General features: G+C 61.5%; 13 protein-coding genes and 2 pseudogenes. 9 read left to right on the forward strand and 6 right to left on the reverse strand.

Features of this window, described 5'->3' with window-relative positions:
* Positions 1-108: 108 nt before the first annotated feature.
* Together F1642_RS15165 and F1642_RS00845 are read right to left on the reverse strand one after the other, a co-directional pair.
* The gene (locus tag F1642_RS15165; RefSeq protein WP_370582730.1) at positions 109-387 is read right to left on the reverse strand and encodes a DUF1003 domain-containing protein; all 279 of its coding nucleotides are present in this window, start codon (positions 385-387) and stop codon (positions 109-111) included.
* A gap of 1,015 nt (positions 388-1,402) precedes the next feature.
* Positions 1,403-2,206, reverse strand: coding sequence for an undecaprenyl-diphosphate phosphatase (locus F1642_RS00845; RefSeq protein WP_046000900.1), 804 nt, complete (start codon positions 2,204-2,206; stop codon positions 1,403-1,405).
* A gap of 1,043 nt (positions 2,207-3,249) precedes the next feature.
* Here F1642_RS00845 and F1642_RS16155 point away from each other — a divergent pair.
* The 4 genes and pseudogenes from F1642_RS16155 (at position 3,250) to F1642_RS00860 (ending at position 7,585) form a co-directional block, all read left to right on the forward strand.
* Positions 3,250-3,501, forward strand: a complete 252-nt coding sequence (locus tag F1642_RS16155) for a transposase (protein WP_370582761.1) — start codon at positions 3,250-3,252, stop codon at positions 3,499-3,501.
* Between the two features lie 755 nt (positions 3,502-4,256).
* Entirely contained in the window at positions 4,257-4,457 is a 201-nt protein-coding gene (locus F1642_RS16160; RefSeq protein WP_370582731.1) for a hypothetical protein, read from the forward strand.
* Positions 4,458-5,055: 598 nt separating this feature from the next.
* Positions 5,056-6,024: a CFI-box-CTERM domain-containing protein gene (locus F1642_RS00855; protein WP_052715277.1), complete on the forward strand. Its 969-nt coding sequence runs from the start codon at positions 5,056-5,058 to the stop codon at positions 6,022-6,024.
* A gap of 389 nt (positions 6,025-6,413) precedes the next feature.
* Positions 6,414-7,585 (forward strand): annotated as a pseudogene (locus F1642_RS00860) (IS3 family transposase).
* Positions 7,586-7,625: 40 nt separating this feature from the next.
* Here F1642_RS00860 and F1642_RS00865 read toward each other — a convergent pair.
* The 3 genes from F1642_RS00865 to F1642_RS16170 form a co-directional block, all read right to left on the reverse strand.
* Positions 7,626-8,228 (reverse strand): sugar transferase, encoded by a 603-nt coding sequence (locus tag F1642_RS00865; RefSeq protein WP_206692796.1) that lies wholly within the window; start codon positions 8,226-8,228, stop codon positions 7,626-7,628.
* Between the two features lie 702 nt (positions 8,229-8,930).
* Positions 8,931-9,422, reverse strand: a complete 492-nt coding sequence (locus F1642_RS16165; protein WP_206692629.1) for a hypothetical protein — start codon at positions 9,420-9,422, stop codon at positions 8,931-8,933.
* Between the two features lie 33 nt (positions 9,423-9,455).
* Positions 9,456-9,656 carry a hypothetical protein gene (locus F1642_RS16170; protein ID WP_046000902.1) on the reverse strand — a complete coding sequence of 67 codons (201 nt, stop codon included), beginning with the start codon at positions 9,654-9,656 and terminating at the stop codon, positions 9,456-9,458.
* Between the two features lie 568 nt (positions 9,657-10,224).
* On the opposite strand from F1642_RS16170, the gene nadE reads away from it, so the two are divergent.
* The 4 genes from nadE to F1642_RS00890 all read left to right on the forward strand — a co-directional run bounded on the left by nadE (position 10,225) and on the right by F1642_RS00890 (position 14,846).
* Positions 10,225-11,763 (forward strand): NAD(+) synthase, encoded by a 1,539-nt coding sequence (gene nadE, locus F1642_RS00875; RefSeq protein WP_046000903.1) that lies wholly within the window; start codon positions 10,225-10,227, stop codon positions 11,761-11,763.
* Positions 11,764-12,327: 564 nt separating this feature from the next.
* Positions 12,328-13,086: a hypothetical protein gene (locus F1642_RS00880; RefSeq protein WP_194885211.1), complete on the forward strand. Its 759-nt coding sequence runs from the start codon at positions 12,328-12,330 to the stop codon at positions 13,084-13,086.
* Complete coding sequence (locus F1642_RS00885) at positions 13,073-14,281, forward strand: calcium-binding protein (protein WP_194885212.1); 1,209 nt, start codon at positions 13,073-13,075, stop codon at positions 14,279-14,281. Before F1642_RS00880 ends, F1642_RS00885 begins: the two co-directional genes overlap by 14 nt.
* Positions 14,244-14,846 carry a CFI-box-CTERM domain-containing protein gene (locus F1642_RS00890; RefSeq protein WP_194885213.1) on the forward strand — a complete coding sequence of 201 codons (603 nt, stop codon included), beginning with the start codon at positions 14,244-14,246 and terminating at the stop codon, positions 14,844-14,846. The genes F1642_RS00885 and F1642_RS00890 overlap by 38 nt, the downstream gene beginning before the upstream one ends.
* A gap of 28 nt (positions 14,847-14,874) precedes the next feature.
* Here F1642_RS00890 and F1642_RS00895 read toward each other — a convergent pair.
* Positions 14,875-15,312: pseudogene (locus F1642_RS00895) on the reverse strand (integrase core domain-containing protein); the annotation flags it as partial.
* 83 nt (positions 15,313-15,395) lie between these two features.
* Between F1642_RS00895 and F1642_RS16175 the strand changes: the two are divergent.
* Entirely contained in the window at positions 15,396-15,647 is a 252-nt protein-coding gene (locus F1642_RS16175) for a transposase (protein ID WP_370582761.1), read from the forward strand.
* The last annotated feature ends 410 nt before the right edge of the window (positions 15,648-16,057 follow it).

The following is a 16,057-nucleotide window of genomic DNA, read 5'->3' on the forward strand; positions in this document are numbered from 1 at the left end:
ACCCGCACCTACCTGATCCCCCAAGGATATGACGTACGCGTGGCGCATTCCGTTTGCGGGCTCTCCGATCTGCTGCATCTCGACCAGGCGCTGCCATTGATGATCAAGCTAATGGTGGATCTTTTCGTGCAGCTGTCGAATTTCCAGTTCGGCCTTCAGATTGATGCGACAGTCGTTTTCGCCCCGCAGGCGGTTCTTGGTTTCCTGCCGGCGCTGGCCCATCATGATGATTGGTGCCTGCAGGGTGGCGACACAGGACAACATCAGGTTGAGGAGGATGAAGGGGTAGGGATCGAAGGGCGGCCGCAGCAGGCCCAGAACGTTCGTGCCGATCCAGGCCGCCAAGGACGCCGACGAACACCAGGATGAGCGGCCAGCTGCCGCCAAAACGTGCGACCCTGTTGGCCATCTGGTCTCCGAAAGTCAGGCGATCGTCCAGCGGCCGGCTCCCGCTGGCGCGACAGAATGGTGCCAGCCTCCAGACTGTCAAACACGGTTTTGTCCAAGGCCCACAGCTCGCCATGCGCGTCCTTGCATGCGTTCGACGTATTGCCTGCGAAATGTCACCTGATCGGTCTGGCAGATGATGCGGCCACCGGACCGGTCCGGTCGCTCCGCCTTGATCAGGGCGGACAGTCCAGGGCGAACTGACATTCAGGCATGCAGCGCCGTCAGCGGAAAGATCTGTCCGCAAGTATGGCAGAGGGCGGATTTGTAACCGGGTTCGCGGAACAGAGGTTCTCATGGGGACCATTCAGGGATGACGCAAGGCCATAGTGCGCCTCAACCCGATCTGCAATCATCATACCGAACGGGTCTGCGCGTCGCCCGGCAGTGAGGATCCGGGCGGTATGAAGGCGGCAGTTGCCGCGATCTGTAAGGCGCCGGCGCAGCAAGGCATTGTCCGACAAGGATCCAGTACACCGGGATGCGTCGCCGCCGCATTTAGTACAGGGAAACAGGCAAGAACATCGATCATCGAAAGTGAACGGACGGTGATCTGTATTGACGGACCGTCCGTCTAGGGGTGGGTAAACCCTTCACCGACAATGTCGTTTGTTACCGTCAGTAGCAGCTTCCGTTGACACAGGACGCACCACCGGCAAGCGCGCCGATCAATGCGCCCTTGGTCTTGGACCCTCCCAAGGCGTCGGCCGCCAAGGCCCCCGCACCCGCGCCGCCCACCGTCCGGACCGCGGCACTATTGAGTGGGCTGTCGTGGTAGCCACCACCACCGGCACATCCTGCCAGCGCCAAGACAACGGCCGTTCCCATCGCTCCGAATGTCGTCTTCATTTCCTGCCCCTTGATCTTGTTCTGATTTGTCCGAACAGCCTAGCGCGCGCCCTTGGGGATGATAATCCCGACCTCCTTCAGAAACGCGTGATCCGCATGGCAGGCGTCAGCTGTAGGCATAGACCAACAGCGCGACGCCCAGGATCAGGCGATAGACCACGTACGGCGTGAAGCTGACGGCCTTCAGCAGCCGCATCATCAGGGTCAGGGCGACAAGGGCCGCTACAAAAGCGAAACCTGCAGCGATCCCGGCCTGTGCGACCGCTGCACCGTCGAAGTCCGACATGACATCGCCCGCCAGAAGCGCGGCCGAGGCGATGATGGTGGGGATCGACATCAGCATCGAGATCCGCGCCGCGTCCTCGCGGATATAGCCCAGGGCACGCGCGCCCGTGATCGTCGCCCCTGATCGCGAGGTTCCGGGGATCAACGCCACCGCCTGCCACAGGCCGACGATGACGGCGTCGCGCATCGTCCAGTCCGCGGTCCGCTTTCGGCCCTCTCCACGCTGGTCGGACCAGTAGAGCAGCAGACCGAAAATGATCATCGTCCAGCCGATCACGGCCACCGACCGCATCATCTCCATCGCGCCGGACATCTTCAACACCAGCCCCACCAGGACCACCGGTATCGTGGCGACCATCAGTGACGCGGCCAGCCGCGCGCCGGGCGTGTCGATCCTGCCCCGGGCCAGCCTGCCACATCCGGCCAGGGCCGCGGCGACGTCGCGCCGGAAGAACAGGATTACCGCGAAAAGCGTGCCGACATGGACGGCGACGTCGATGACAAGGCCTTGGTCCTGCATGCCGGTCAGCTCCGGAAGCAGGATCAGGTGGCCAGAGGAGGAGACCGGAAGGAACTCGGTGATCCCCTGGATGATGGCGACAAGGACAAGGTGGAAGAGGGTCATTCAGATTCCTTACGCGGGCAACGCGCCACTTCAGAGGCCCGTCATTGCCGTTGTGGAAATGACGGACTGTGGAGCGCGCCCGCTATCACCGACAGGCTCCGACCGCCACTCTACCAGGCCAATTTGCGCTTTTTGATGACACCGCTTACCGAACAGATGAAGCAAAAGTGAAAGCGTGGACCCGTCCGGTATCCACGGAGAACAAGCGCCGTTGGCGCGGGAATGCTGGCGTCCCCTGCGCATCGTGATGCTAGGTCGCGTACTTCCCCCGCGCTTCAGATCAGCATCGAACGACATGGGTATCCTCGACCTATGGTCGCAAACCGACAACGCTTATGACGCTGCAGCCGCCGGCCGGTGCGTTCTATCCGCGTTCAGGCGATGCATTTCGAACATCTGTCCGTCCCGCTCCGACGCTCGTCTAGCTGGCCTCGGCGCGGGTCGTCTCTGGTCGGCCTGTCCCTGCGACAGGCCAGTACTTCCACCGCAGTTGCGCTATGATTTTGCGCTGACATAATAGGGAGATGTCAGGGGTTTTGTGAGGTTGCCGCAGAGCATACCTCCCTGTTGGCGCAATGATTGCAGTCTGCGGGACTATCAATGGCCGAGCCTCACGATGACTTCGCGAGCTAAGTGCAACTGATTGGTCGTGGCACGCGCTATGTTGATATGCCATCCTTCGCCAACGGCTATTCGGTTCAAATTCAGTCGGCGTTGCTGGCCATGGTTCGATTTGTCGCGACACATCCGTCCTGGACCGCATATAGATTGACGTTCGTAAGCATTGCGGCTGACGATCCCCTATTTTGATAGTCAGCTTACGGCTTTGATATTGGCAGGAAGTCAGCGTTACTGCCGGTTCGCCCATTCGCTTGCAGCCCGGCTAAGAAATCTTTGGAGAAGCACACTTCGTACAGAGCTTTTTGGAGCGCAAAGCCTTGGAGTAACGTGAAGACACAGAACATAATATGAGGTGCCGCCTGAAAGCTGGGCACTGACGTAAGCTCTGTTTTTGCTGTCTGCTGATCTTCATCACGAGGGAGATCGACGATGTCGATACGAAAGCGGCACTTGAGGCGCTGAAAGGCGAGGGGACCGTGTCGGAACTGGCGAGCCGGTTCGGCGTGCACCCGACGATGATCGATCAATGGAAACGCGCGTTGCTCGATGGCGCGTCCGGTGTCTTTGAACGCGGTGGCCGCAAGGCGCCGGTGATCGACGAAGACCAGGTCCGGGATCTGCATGCCAAGATCGGAGAACTGGCGGTGGCCAACTCATTTTGGAAAGAAAGCTGAAGCCCTGGGGCGGGAAGTGATGCGGCACTGGAACGCCATTGGTCCGAGAGACGATGCCGAACGGCATGGTCGAACGCGACCATCCGGACCTGTCGATCGGCCGGCAGTGCGCTCTGCTGCAGGTCCCTCGTTCGTCGTTTTACCATATGCTGCAAGGTGAAACGGACCAGACCCTCGCGTCCGCCATGGACCTCGAACCAGTGGCGGCCACATGGCTCATTGCGGTTGATCGACGTGCAGTTCCTCGACACGCCTTTCCTTGGCGTCCGTCAGATGACCTGGCACCTGCGCAGTTGCAGGGACCGTGGCCCCAGTGGGGCCGCGCAAGCCCGAAAACGGCCACAAGGTGAACGAAAAGCGCATACGTCGGCTTATGCGCCTGATGGGTCTGATGCCGATCTAGCAGAAGTCCAACACCGGCCGGCCGACGAAGGGACACAAGACTTACCCCTATCTGGCTCGCGCGGCCTGCGGGTGGACCGGCCAAATCAGGTCTGGTATGTGGACATCACCTATCTGCCGATGCGTCGCGGCGCTCGGCATGGCCTCGGACCGGTGGCGGCTCATGCCTCGCTCTCCCTGGGGGCGATCATGGACTGGCACACCCGCATGGTCCTGGCGTGGCGGATCTCGAACATCGAGCCATGGTCCGCCACTGGTCCGAGGACCATGGCGAGGGGACGCCGACTTCTGCGTCGAGGCGCTGAACGAGGCCATCTATCGGTTCGGACCGCCGGACATCATGACCATGGAGCATGGTCGCGCCATCGGTCCAAGTGGCCATGCGCCGTCAAGGGTCCCAGTTCACGCCGTTTGCCTGGACAGGCCGCCTGCGACGGTCGGGCGTCCGCATCTCGATGGATGGCAAGGGCGTTCGCAAGCGCACCTTGGACAACACCTTCATCGAGCGCCTGTGGCGCGCCCTGAAATACGAGTGCGTCTATTTGCATGCCTGAGAGACCGGATTGCAGGCACGCACCGGTGTCCGCAACTGGATGGAATTCCACAACCACCGCCGGCCGCACAAGGTCCCTGGCGGCCGACCGCCAGCAGTGGTCTGCTCACTGACAGCAGACGCAACGCAACCCGATCAGCAGGAGCAGATCAGAGCTTGAAAAGCGCCAGATCCCGTCAAAGGAATGGGAAGCACCTCAGCGAAGGGGTATCTCGCGCTCGATTTCAACCCGCGTGCTTCTGGAGGAATCATGATTGTGCTTGGTCTTGAGGCATGCTGGCGGCATCATTGTTCTGTCGGCATCCTCTCTCAAAGCCATGCATCGATCGCTGGTAGAACAGGCGAGCATGATGGCTCCGCATGATCGTGCTGCATGGCCTGAGTGTTGAACGAAAGGTCCGTGCGTTTGCGCAAAGCCGGCGAAGGGACAGGGCCTGATGCAATCACCCGGCGGACGGTCGCCGACCGTGCCTGCTCATCTGGAAAAGCTCGGGAAGCTGTGACAAGCTTCGCGTCAGATGAGGCAGCGTGCCTGACAAGCAGGCCTTTGCGTCGGCAAATTTGCATCGCGCTCCTCCTTCACGGAATTGGAGCGGAAGATGCCATCTGAGATTGCGGACAGTCTTGAACTTCACGTCGTCGATCTGGTGAATGCAGAGCGGGAACAGGCTGGCCTCAACCCGGTCCACGTCGAAGTTCATCTGAACGCCGCAGCTCAGGACCATTCCGACTGGATGGCCGAGGAGCAGGCGATTTCGCACGCTGGCGAGAATGGATCCTCTCCGACCGACAGGGTCGAGGATGCGGACTTTCCGCTTGCCGGCGGGTCATGGAACCTGACGGAGAATGTGGCCTATACGGGACTGAGAGGTCCGGCCACCGAAGCCGACGTCGACCGGCTGCATTCCGCGCTGATGGAAAGCCCCTCCCATCAGGCGAACATCCTCGATCCCGATGTCGCGTATATCGGGATCGGCCTGTCGTTGGGGTCGGTTGAGGGGCAGGGCGGAACTCAGGACGCGTTGTTCATAACCCAGAATTTCGCGAACACGACCCAGCCCGTCCTGGTCCAGGAGACGGTGGACGGACAGACCGTCACGACGCAGTATATCGACGGCGAGCCCGTTCCCGGAACGTCGCAGCCAGCGGCAGACCCGGACGAATTGCCTGCCGTTGGTGATGACCCTTCAGATGACGAAGGCACTGGTGACGAGGCTGACACCGACCAGGAGGATCAGGGCGCCTCAGGAGGGGCGTGCTTTGTCGCGACCGCAGCCTATGGAGACCGCATGCATCCGGATGTGGTGACGCTTCGCCGATACCGGGATCGCGTACTTGTCAAATACCCAACTGGCCGCGCCTTCATCCGCCTTTACTGGCGCGTCGGCCCCGTTATGGCAAAACGTGTTGTGCCGACCGGCGCTTCGGGCCGCATGGCGCGAGTGGCGCTGCGACCGATCGCATCTGGATGCCGGAAGATACTGTGCCGTCATATGATGGTGGCGCTGCCGAGGCAGACAGGTTCACTCATGTCGGCATGGCGTGCGAGTGTAGATCGACGGTTGTAAACGTCGCTTGGACCATCTGGTCGTTCGCTTACCATGGGGCATGTTGCCAGTCTTCTCGTGCATAGCATTGGGAGATCGAAGTTTGCAGCATTATGGAGCAGCAAAGAGGTTCGCCGATGCCAGTGCGTCTCATCTCCTACGAACGTTCGGACTTGGCAGGTAACGGAATCTCTCTGTTATGGCGCTTCTGCCTTCGGCTATAGAATGTCTCACTATAACAAAACATGTATTTCCCTACCTAGTTATGGATCCTGAGGTCCTGCGCTTAGTCCGCATGCGCTTATCGTCTGGATTCCCGACCAACAGATGACGGTTGCTGCAAGGGTGATCTGAATAGCCCCATGTTACCTGGACGTTTTCTTCGCTAACTTTGAGGCAAGGACGCCATGATGGGCACAGGCAACTTCACAGACGAGTTCAAGCGTGACGCGGTCGCACAGATCACGGAGCGGGGCTACCCGATCAAGGCGGTTTCGGAGCGGCTCGGGGTCAGCCTGCATTCGCTCTATGCGTGAAAGCGCAAGTTCGCGAAGGCGGCCACAGGCGAGACCGATAAGGATGTCGAGGTCCGTCGGCTGAAGCTCGAGGTGGCGCGCGTGTCGAAAGAGCGGGACATTCTAAAAAAGGGCGAGCCCTGTCCGCCATCGGTCCGAGGACAGTGGCGAGCGCGTATTTCGCCGGGGATGCAAGGTGAGATACGCGTTCGTAGCCGAGCATCGAGGGCAGTTTTCCGTCAGGGCCATGTGTCGGTGCCTGCGCATCCAACCGAGCGGGTTCCATGCCCGGCTTCAGGTGCCGCTGAGCAATCGGGCGATTGAAGACAAGCGCCAGACGAAGATGCTGCTGAATGCCTGGACCGACAGCGGCAAGGTCTACGGCTATCGCAAACTGCACGACGATCTTTTGGAGCAGGGAGAAAGTATCTGCGCGAACCGCGTGGCCAGACTGACACAACTTGCAGGGATCAAGGCGCAGATCGGCTACAAGCGGCGTCCGGGCAGCTACGGAGGCAAGCCTTCGGTCATGGTCGACAAGACCCTCGACAGGCAGTTCGACGTCGAAGCACCGGATCGTGTCTGGGTGACGGACATCACCTACATCCGGACGCAGGAGGGCTTTGCCTATCTCGCGGTGGTCATCGACCTCTCGGCTTGTCATCGGATGATCGATGCAAAGCCGCCAGACCACGGACGTCGTCTTGCAAGCCCTGCTCATGGCGGTCTGGCGACGCAAACCCAAGGCGAAGGTGCTGATCCACTCCGGTCAGGGCAGCCAATTCACCAGCATGGATTGGGGCGCCTTCCTGTGCGCCCGCAATCTTGAGCACTCCATGAACCGCCGAGGAGGCTGCCACGACAACGCGGTGGCCGAAAGTTTCTTCAACCTCCTCAAGCGGGAACGGATCAGACGGCAAACCTATCGGACCCGCGAAGAAGCCAGGCGGGACGTGTTCGATTACACCAAGATGTCCTACAACCCGAAGCGCAAGCATGCGAGGAACAGGATGCTGTCACCAGTCGAGTTCGAACGGCGGCAGAAGATGACATACGAAGGTGTCTAAGAAACATTGGGCTATTCATGCATCGGATACAGCCGCCCGCTCAATGCGCTCCGCGGGACAGCGCGACGGCCGGGATGGTCATGAAGATGATGCGCAGGTCCATCCACGGGTTCCACTTCATCACGTAGAAGCGGTCCATCTGCACGCGCTCCATGTAGGTCGTGTTGCTGCGGCCGCTGATCTGCCAGAGGCCGGACAGGCCGGGGCGGGCCGCCAGATAGTGGCGGGTGGAGCTGGCGTAATGGTCCAGCTCTGCCCGCACGACCGGACGCGGGCCGACCAGGCTCATCTCTCCGGTCAGCACGTTCAGAAGCTGGGGCAGCTCGTCCAGGCTCAGTTTGCGCAGCACGGCGCCGAGGGGAGTGACGCGCGGATCGTCGACCAGCTTGCGCTGTTCGTACCACAGGGCCGCCTTGGCGGGATGCTTGCGCAGGTACTGCTCCAGGACGGCGTCGCCGTTGACGACCATGGTGCGGAACTTCCAGCAGCGGAACTCGCGCCCGCCGAAGCCTACGCGACGGTGCCCGTAGAGCAGCGGCCCGGAATCCGTCAGCTTGAGGACGATGACCAGCGCGAGGATCAGCGGCGCCAGCAGCAGCAGGCCCAAGACCGCCAACGTGACATCCAGCCCCCGCTTGGCCATGCCACCCACAGGGGCGGCTTGGTTGGAAGATGCATCAGACCGAAACCTGAATGTCGGGTCCCGCAGGACAGACATGGATTTACGAAGGGGAGGGGTAACCTGCGGAACGCGAACAGCTCGCATCGTGACGACTTCCTGATAGTGCCAACATCTCTCAAGTGCGGCACAAGAGGCAAATCTCCGGAAAGTTCCTTAAAATTTTACAGACTATGCTTTTAGGTAGGCTTCATTCGAGAATATCCTCAGAAATACAAGCGTCGCGAGTAAATTGGACCAACAAAGACCGTGTAAAAAACGTGATTGATGCAGCTTATGATTGAGTAACATCACCGATTTTCCCACCAATCAGCAGAACTCTGGCGGAAGTATCCGCAACAACTACATCCCATTCCCGACGGACATTGCACTCCCTCCTTAGGTAGTTCTTGCTTCACGCTTGCGGATCCACAGGGTGTGGTGATTCAGGGACTAGTGCGCGTCGATCAGCAGTAGTTCCGCGGTAATGCAGATCATGATTTGTCGTGACAGCACGCCTTGGCGAACAGTGCCGCTCCGACCGGCGCGACGTGCAGTGATGTGCGGTCTTGACCCAGGATGAGGATCTCTGTCGCCGGGCCGAGCCGAGGTGCGCCTATGGCGAACTGAGCGCCGACAAGGCACCAAGGCCTTGGATACGTGTACGGGTCTGCATCAGCGCGGTGATCACGGGAACGAGGTGCAGATTCGGACGCAGGCGCACAAGGCGCGCCAGTAGGCCACCGGGCAGCCGTCGGCGCGTCGGAACGGGGCAAAGCCCGTCTCGGCGTCCGGCAGGCGGCGGAAGATGGCACCGTCCAACTGCCATCCCGTGATACAGGCGTCGCGGGACATGTGCGTGGCCTTGGGGCGCAGATGCCCCATGTGCAGGACGCTCGCAGCATCGGTCCAGAGCCCATGTGCGTGGATGTCACCCCCCTGGCCCAGATGCAGGCCCGCGCTGATGATGCGCGCGCCTGGACCAAGGGTGCGGGTGTCGCCGTAAACGGCCACAAGACCGTCGGTCGGCACGCCGCGGGCGATCTGGGTCAGGGCATGGATGCCCGCACCGTAGGAGAGCGGCGCCACCACCAGCGACGCGTCCTGTTCCGTGGTGCCGGGCATCAGGTCGCACAGGTGGTTAGTGACGACGAAGGCCATCTGGCCGCGGGTCAGCACGGCAGCCTTGGGATGCCCCGTCGTTCCCGACGTTTAGAAGAACCAGGCCGGATCGTCCCGGGCCACCGAGGCCTCGGGCGACATCTGGCCCATGTGGCGCGCGATCAGCGGGTCGTGGTCGGGGCCCAGGGGCGATGGGCCGATGGAGATGATCGCCGGAATATGGACCGCGCAGGCGGCGGCGTGGTCGGGGAACTGCGCGCCGCAGAACATCGCCTTTCCCGACAGTGCCATCGCAGGTTCGGAGTGTTACGGCACGGACATTGACACGCCATTAACGAAAGGGGCGTGCGGCAGGCGTTCAACCGGACGCTTCGCATGACAAACTCCAGTTGCGGTTCGTCAATCTTCGAGCGCATTTGGTCGTTCGTCTGTCCGGTTTACTAAGTTCCCTTGGACGGCGCCCCGACTTTGCCCCGGCACTTAGATCGCATCGGCGTCCTTGGCTGTGACCAGCGGGCGAGATGGGAATCACTCCGCGCGGCAGTCGGAATGCTGCCAGGGGCTGATCGAAATGTCTTTTCTTTTCAGCATTCTGACACGAACAGGGTGATCGTAAGGCGGATTCAACAGCGGCTCCTTTACGTCGCAGTGATAAATTCTGAAAACTCCTGCGGCTCGCCCCGAGGCGGGGTCTCAAACGCTGATGATTGGGATGCAGTATTGTTCGAATTGGCAGTCGGTGCCGCCTTGGGATCATGCGACCGCGTAGCAGGCACCGGGGTTCGAAGTCCGTCCGGGTGCGCGGGAACAAAATGCCCCTTTGGATGGGTATACGGGTCCAATCCAAAGCAGGTGCACCATGTTGGAAACGGAAATTCTGAACCTCTCGCGACAGGACCAGGCAGGGGCGCTGTCGTCTTGGTTCGCGCGCAAATTCACCGAACAGGTGAAGGACGGCCTGTTTCTTCCCGTGCCCGCGTTGCAGCGGGTGCAGGATCACCTGATCGGTCAATTGCAGGACTATCGCCGGCAGGCCGGGGTCGGAACGGCGGTCCTTGGGATGTCGGGTGGCGTTGATTCAGCGCTGACCGCGGCGCTGTTCAAGGCGGCGGGCTGGCAGGTCATCGGACTGACCCTGCCCATCCATCAGGTGCCGGAGGAGACCGACCGCGGCATCGACGCCTGCAAGGCGCTGGGCCTTGAACACTTTCACCTGGATCTGTCAGCGGAATACGACGCCATGGTGTCCGCCATGGCCCGACTGCATCCCGGCATCGCGACCGCCGATGATGACGGAGCACGCACCCGTCGGGGCAACCTGCGCGCCCGATTGCGCATGATGACGCTTTACGACCAGGCTCACCGGCTCGGGGGCCTGGTCGCCAGCACGGACAACTTTTCGGAGCTGGGGGCGGGCTTCTGGACGCTGCATGGCGATGTGGGCGATCTGGCGCCGGTACAGGGTCTGCTCAAGTCGTGGGAGATTCCGTGGCTGGCCCGCAATAGCGGCGTCCCTGAGCACACGTGGCGCGCCAAGCCGACCGACGGGTTGGGAATAGGTGCCGGAGACGAGGCGCAGATCGGCGCGACCTATCTGGAATGGGACATCGTGGTCTTTGCCCTGGATCAGGCGCGCAAGGACAGTCCCGACATGGATATGGCCGATGTCCAGCGGCGCTTGGGGACAGACGACGATCCGCATGCACAGAGGATCGTGTCGACCGTCGTGACGCGGCTGGGACGGACCTGGTTCAAGCGCGTCAACCCCATCAATCTTGCGCATCCGAAAGCCGATCGGCTTGCGCTGATCGACCGGCTGGACGAAAGGCTGTTCCGCCCCGCCATCCTGCGCAGGCAGCGGGTGGACATCGGGTTTCCCGACGATCTGCACGCGTCCGCCGCCGCGCTCTGCAAGCTGCTGGAGCGGCATGGTTGCCGCGTGGTGACGGCGGAATCCTGCACAGGCGGCCTGCTTGCTGCAAGCATCGGGGGCGTGTCCGGCAGTTCCTCCGCGCTGGAGGGAAGCTTTGTCACCTATGCCCCGTCGATGAAGGTAAATGCGCTTGGGGTCTCCGCCCAGCTGATCCAGGAGCGGACGGTCTATGACCCGCAGGTGGCCCGGCAGATGGCCACGGGTGCGCTGGATGCGGCCCCCGCTGCCGGGCTGGCGCTGGCGATCACCGGCGTGGGCGGTCCGGACGACGATCAGGGTAAGCCCGCGGGATATGTCTGCATCGCGGCCTGCCTGCGCGGGGACGCACCCGTGGTCAGGGAATGTCAGTTCGCGGGCGCGCCTGACATCGTTCTGACCAAGGCCATCGGTGCCGCGCTGCAGTTGGGTATTTCTCTGCTTGATAGCACAGCAGGCGCGGGCGTGGATGCAGGCCAGAGCGTGTAACGGTGCGGCATCGCGGATGCGCCTTCGCGATGCCATATCAGGCGCATCTTTAGGCGCGGCCTTTGGGCGAAGCACTGTCTCGCACTGAATGATGGTTTGTTCTAAAGGACTATGGTCGTCACCGGCATTCGCGATGCTGAATCCCCGCACCGTTGATCCATCCGGAGCAGCCGTCTGAGTTCAGCGCCGCCGCCGACGCACAGCACCGGTATCTTTTTTCCGCGCGCCATTCATCGCAAAACGGCCAAGAGCTTCTGCGATTCCTATAAAAAACTATAAAAATTAAAGCGCTACGATGCTGAAATGCGTCATCGTCAGGTTTAAGCGAAAGATGCGGGGACCGAGTTAGCGTACAGGTTGGGCAATGGTCAGCAGCGGCCACTGCGATGCAGGCCTAGGTCGCAATTCTGATGCCATGTCGAAATCCGCCGCGTCTTCACGGTTTATCAAGGGCTGTTGCATAGCGTCGATCGGGCCGACGCACCAGACCACGCGGATCGGCGCATGCGCGTCGACAGGCACTCCTTCGGCAACAGGCGCAGGTCAGGCTTGAAGGAGACCGCCTTGTCACTCATCACGGACGCTCATTTCGGCGCGAACATCATCCTGACGCGGGACAGTCTGAGGGATGGCCAGCCCTTTGCCGAAACCCTCAAGGAAATCGACTTCTCGGGGTTTCGCTATCCCGGCGGCGGCGTGACCGAGGATCAGACCTGGGCGAATGGCGGACTGGCGCGGATGTTCGGAGATCCGATCGAACCCGGCAGCGAAAACTATGTCATGACCATCAACGAGGCGTTGGAATATGCCTCCTTGACCGGCAAGCCGATGACCGTGGTCGTGCCGACCTTCCAGTTCTATGACAAGCAGGGGGGCGTCTTCGATCACTCGGGGTTCGACCGCTATGTCGACAGGCTGGAGACGGCGCTTAAGGCGTTTCCCGACGCCGTGATCAGGGACCTGGAAATCGGCAACGAATACTGGGGCAGCAAGGCCTGGGGCAGCCTGACGGGCCATCAATACGGCGCGATCGCAAATGCGCAGATCCCCAAGCTCACCGACATGATCGAACGGCTCTCGGACGACATGTCCGGCTGGCATGCCCCAGGCTTGGGCGTTCAGGCGGGGGTCCAGTGGCGCGCGACGCAGGGCGCGGACGGCAGATGGACCGCGGACGGTCCGCAGGAGTCCGCGGACATCATCTCCAAGATCTCGCTGGAACATCGCGGCATGATCGACACGGTCTTCCAGCACAGCTACCCGGATGCCAGCACGATCACCCAGAACCTGAACTGGGGCGATCCGTCCGATGGAGGTCTTTGAGCGGTTCGAGGGGTTCTCCAGCGATCTGAAGTTCTCGCTCTCGGAATTCAACATCGGCGCGAACACGGCCGTCGGCATCGATCAGGGTGCGGCCTGGATCGACGCGTTCTCAAAGGCGGTGGATCTTGGCGTTGATTCGATCGACCATTGGGGCATCGCCTATGACTGGTTGTCGAACAAGTTCTATGACACCCGGTTTCCCGCGGCGGAGAGCAATGGCGGACAGATCGTCGCGATCGCAACGCCGATGGGGCAGATCTACGACATCGCGCAAAGCCATCTGGTCGGAAAGACCACCATGACCGATGCCCATGCCCTGCAGGACATCGCTGTGACCGACGGGATCGGCGTCACCGGCTTTGCGGATGACAGCCAGAAGATCGTCTTTCTGCACAATCCGACCAACGGGGCGGGCAGGGTCGATCTTGGGGGCATCGCTGACGGGATGCACGTCTCGGTCCGGACGCTGACGCCTGCGGATTCGCCGCATTCACCCTGGTTCGACGAATCCGCACGCATGGTGACGGTCGCGAACGGCATTGCCGACGCGCGGGCAGACATGAACGTGGTTTCCGGCCCCGGCGTTCAGGATCGCCATGATCTGAGACCGGGAGAGATGCTGGTCGTCGTGGTCTCAGATCCTCGCCGCGACCTGGTCATCGAGGGGGCGCATAACGTCACCGATCCGGCCACCGGGATGGTCGACGACCTGATCGTCGGTGGGCTGGGTCACGACATCCTGCGCGGCCATGTCGGCGATGACACGATAGAAGGGGGCAGCGGCAGAAATGTCCTGTCCGGCGGCAGGGGGGACGACGTTCTTGTGGCATCGGATCAGGGCGACGTGATCTTCGCGGATGGCGGCGACGACACCGTGGCAGGCGGCGACGGTGACGACATGATCGTGGCCAGCAGCGACGACCCGCGGGATCACAACGTCCTTGAAGGCGGCGGGGGACGAAAACCTGTTCCTGGTCGGCAATGGCGGCGATGCGTCCATCCTGGATTTTTCGACCCGGGACCATATCGGCTTTGGCGGAGCCTTCGCCGATGCGGGCGCACTTCGCGACGCATCACAGGCGATGGACAGCGACATCGTGGTTGGGCTCCCCGACGGAAGCCAGGTCATTCTTGCCGGTCAGGCCGAGCGGATCGACATGCTGCACGAACAGGTTCTCGATTTCATGGACCATGATCGGATCGTCGAGGTGACGGACAGTTATCTGAACGGGCTGACGCATGACCAGGTTGTCGAGGTCTTTCGCCAGGGCGAGGGAAACTTCGATCAGCCGGACCAGCAGGGTACGTCGATCTACTTCGATGAGCTGGAAGCGACGATGGCCCGTCTGGAACTGCGAGAGGATGACAAGGGTCTTCCGAACGACGACCTGCCCGTTCGACCGGTCGACGAAGACGACCTGCCTTCCGTTCCGCCGGTTGCCGACGATCCCCACACCCCCGACCCGGACGATCCCTACGCAGATCAGGATGAGGAATCCGCCTCTGGCGGCGCCTGTTTCGTCGCAACGTCCGCCTATGGAAATGCCTGGCATCCCGACGTCGTTGCGTTGCGCGCGTTCCGCGACAACCACCTGATCAAGACGCGGGCCGGTCGCTTGTTTGTGAGGGTCTACTGGATCATCGGTCCGAAGCTGGCGGCCCGCACACGGCCCGACCAATTTCATGCACGCGCCGTCCGGTCGACGCTTTCTCGGTTTGTCGCATTGCTGAGGTCGACCGATCTGACCGCTGGAAAATGATTAGTAGTGTGGTTCGCAATGACCTGCCGGGTTGAGCAATCGCTCGACGCGCGGAGCTTTCATCTCGCGCAGCGGAGCGGGCAATTGCGGTGGTGAGGGCCGGCGCGTAGTCAGGCGGGGTCTGGTAATCCGGGGCCGAATGCGGGCGCTCGGTGTTGTAGTCGGCGGCCCGGTCAGCGATCACAACACGCGCATGAGCCAGGTTGCGGAACATGGTATCATTGAGCAGCTTGTCGCGCATCCGATAGTTGAAACCCTCGACGAAGCGGCTTTGCATCGGCTTTCCCGGCGCGATGCAGTGCCACTCGATCCGATGCTCGGAACACGACCGCAGAATGGCGGTCGATGTTAGTTCGGTGCCGTTGTCTGGGACCATCGTTCCAGGCTTCCCTTGACGCTCGATCGAAGCCGATTGCTCTCGTGCGACGCGCCGTCCGGATATCGAAGTATCCGGGATCGCCGCGAGCGCACGGATTGAGTTGCCCCGTGAAAGCTGGGCACTGACGTAAGCTCTGTTTTTGCTGTCTGCTGATCTTCATCACGAGGGAGATCGACGATGTCGATACGAAAGCGGCACTTGAGGCGCTGAAAGGCGAGGGGACCGTGTCGGAACTGGCGAGCCGGTTCGGCGTGCACCCGACGATGATCGATCAATGGAAACGCGCGTTGCTCGATGGCGCGTCCGGTGTCTTTGAACGCGGTGGCCGCAAGGCGCCGGTGATCGACGAAGACCAGGTCCGGGATCTGCATGCCAAGATCGGAGAACTGGCGGTGGCCAACTCATTTTGGAAAGAAAGCTGAAGCCCTGGGGCGGGAAGTGATGCGGCACTGGAACGCCATTGGTCCGAGAGACGATGCCGAACGGCATGGTCGAACGCGACCATCCGGACCTGTCGATCGGCCGGCAGTGCGCTCTGCTGCAGGTCCCTCGTTCGTCGTTTTACCATATGCTGCAAGGTGAAACGGACCAGACCCTCGCGTCCGCCATGGACCTCGAACCAGTGGCGGCCACATGGCTCATTGCGGTTGATCGACGTGCAGTTCCTCGACACGCCTTTCCTTGGCGTCCGTCAGATGACCTGGCACCTGCGCAGTTGCAGGGACCGTGGCCCCAGTGGGGCCGCGCAAGCCCGAAAACGGCCACAAGGTGAACGAAAAGCGCATACGTCGGCTTATGCGCCTGATGGGTCTGATGCCGATCTAGCAGAAGT

The sequence above is a fragment of the Paracoccus sp. NBH48 genome (genome assembly GCF_015390265.1).
Taxonomy (GTDB): Bacteria; Pseudomonadota; Alphaproteobacteria; order Rhodobacterales; family Rhodobacteraceae; genus Paracoccus; species Paracoccus marcusii.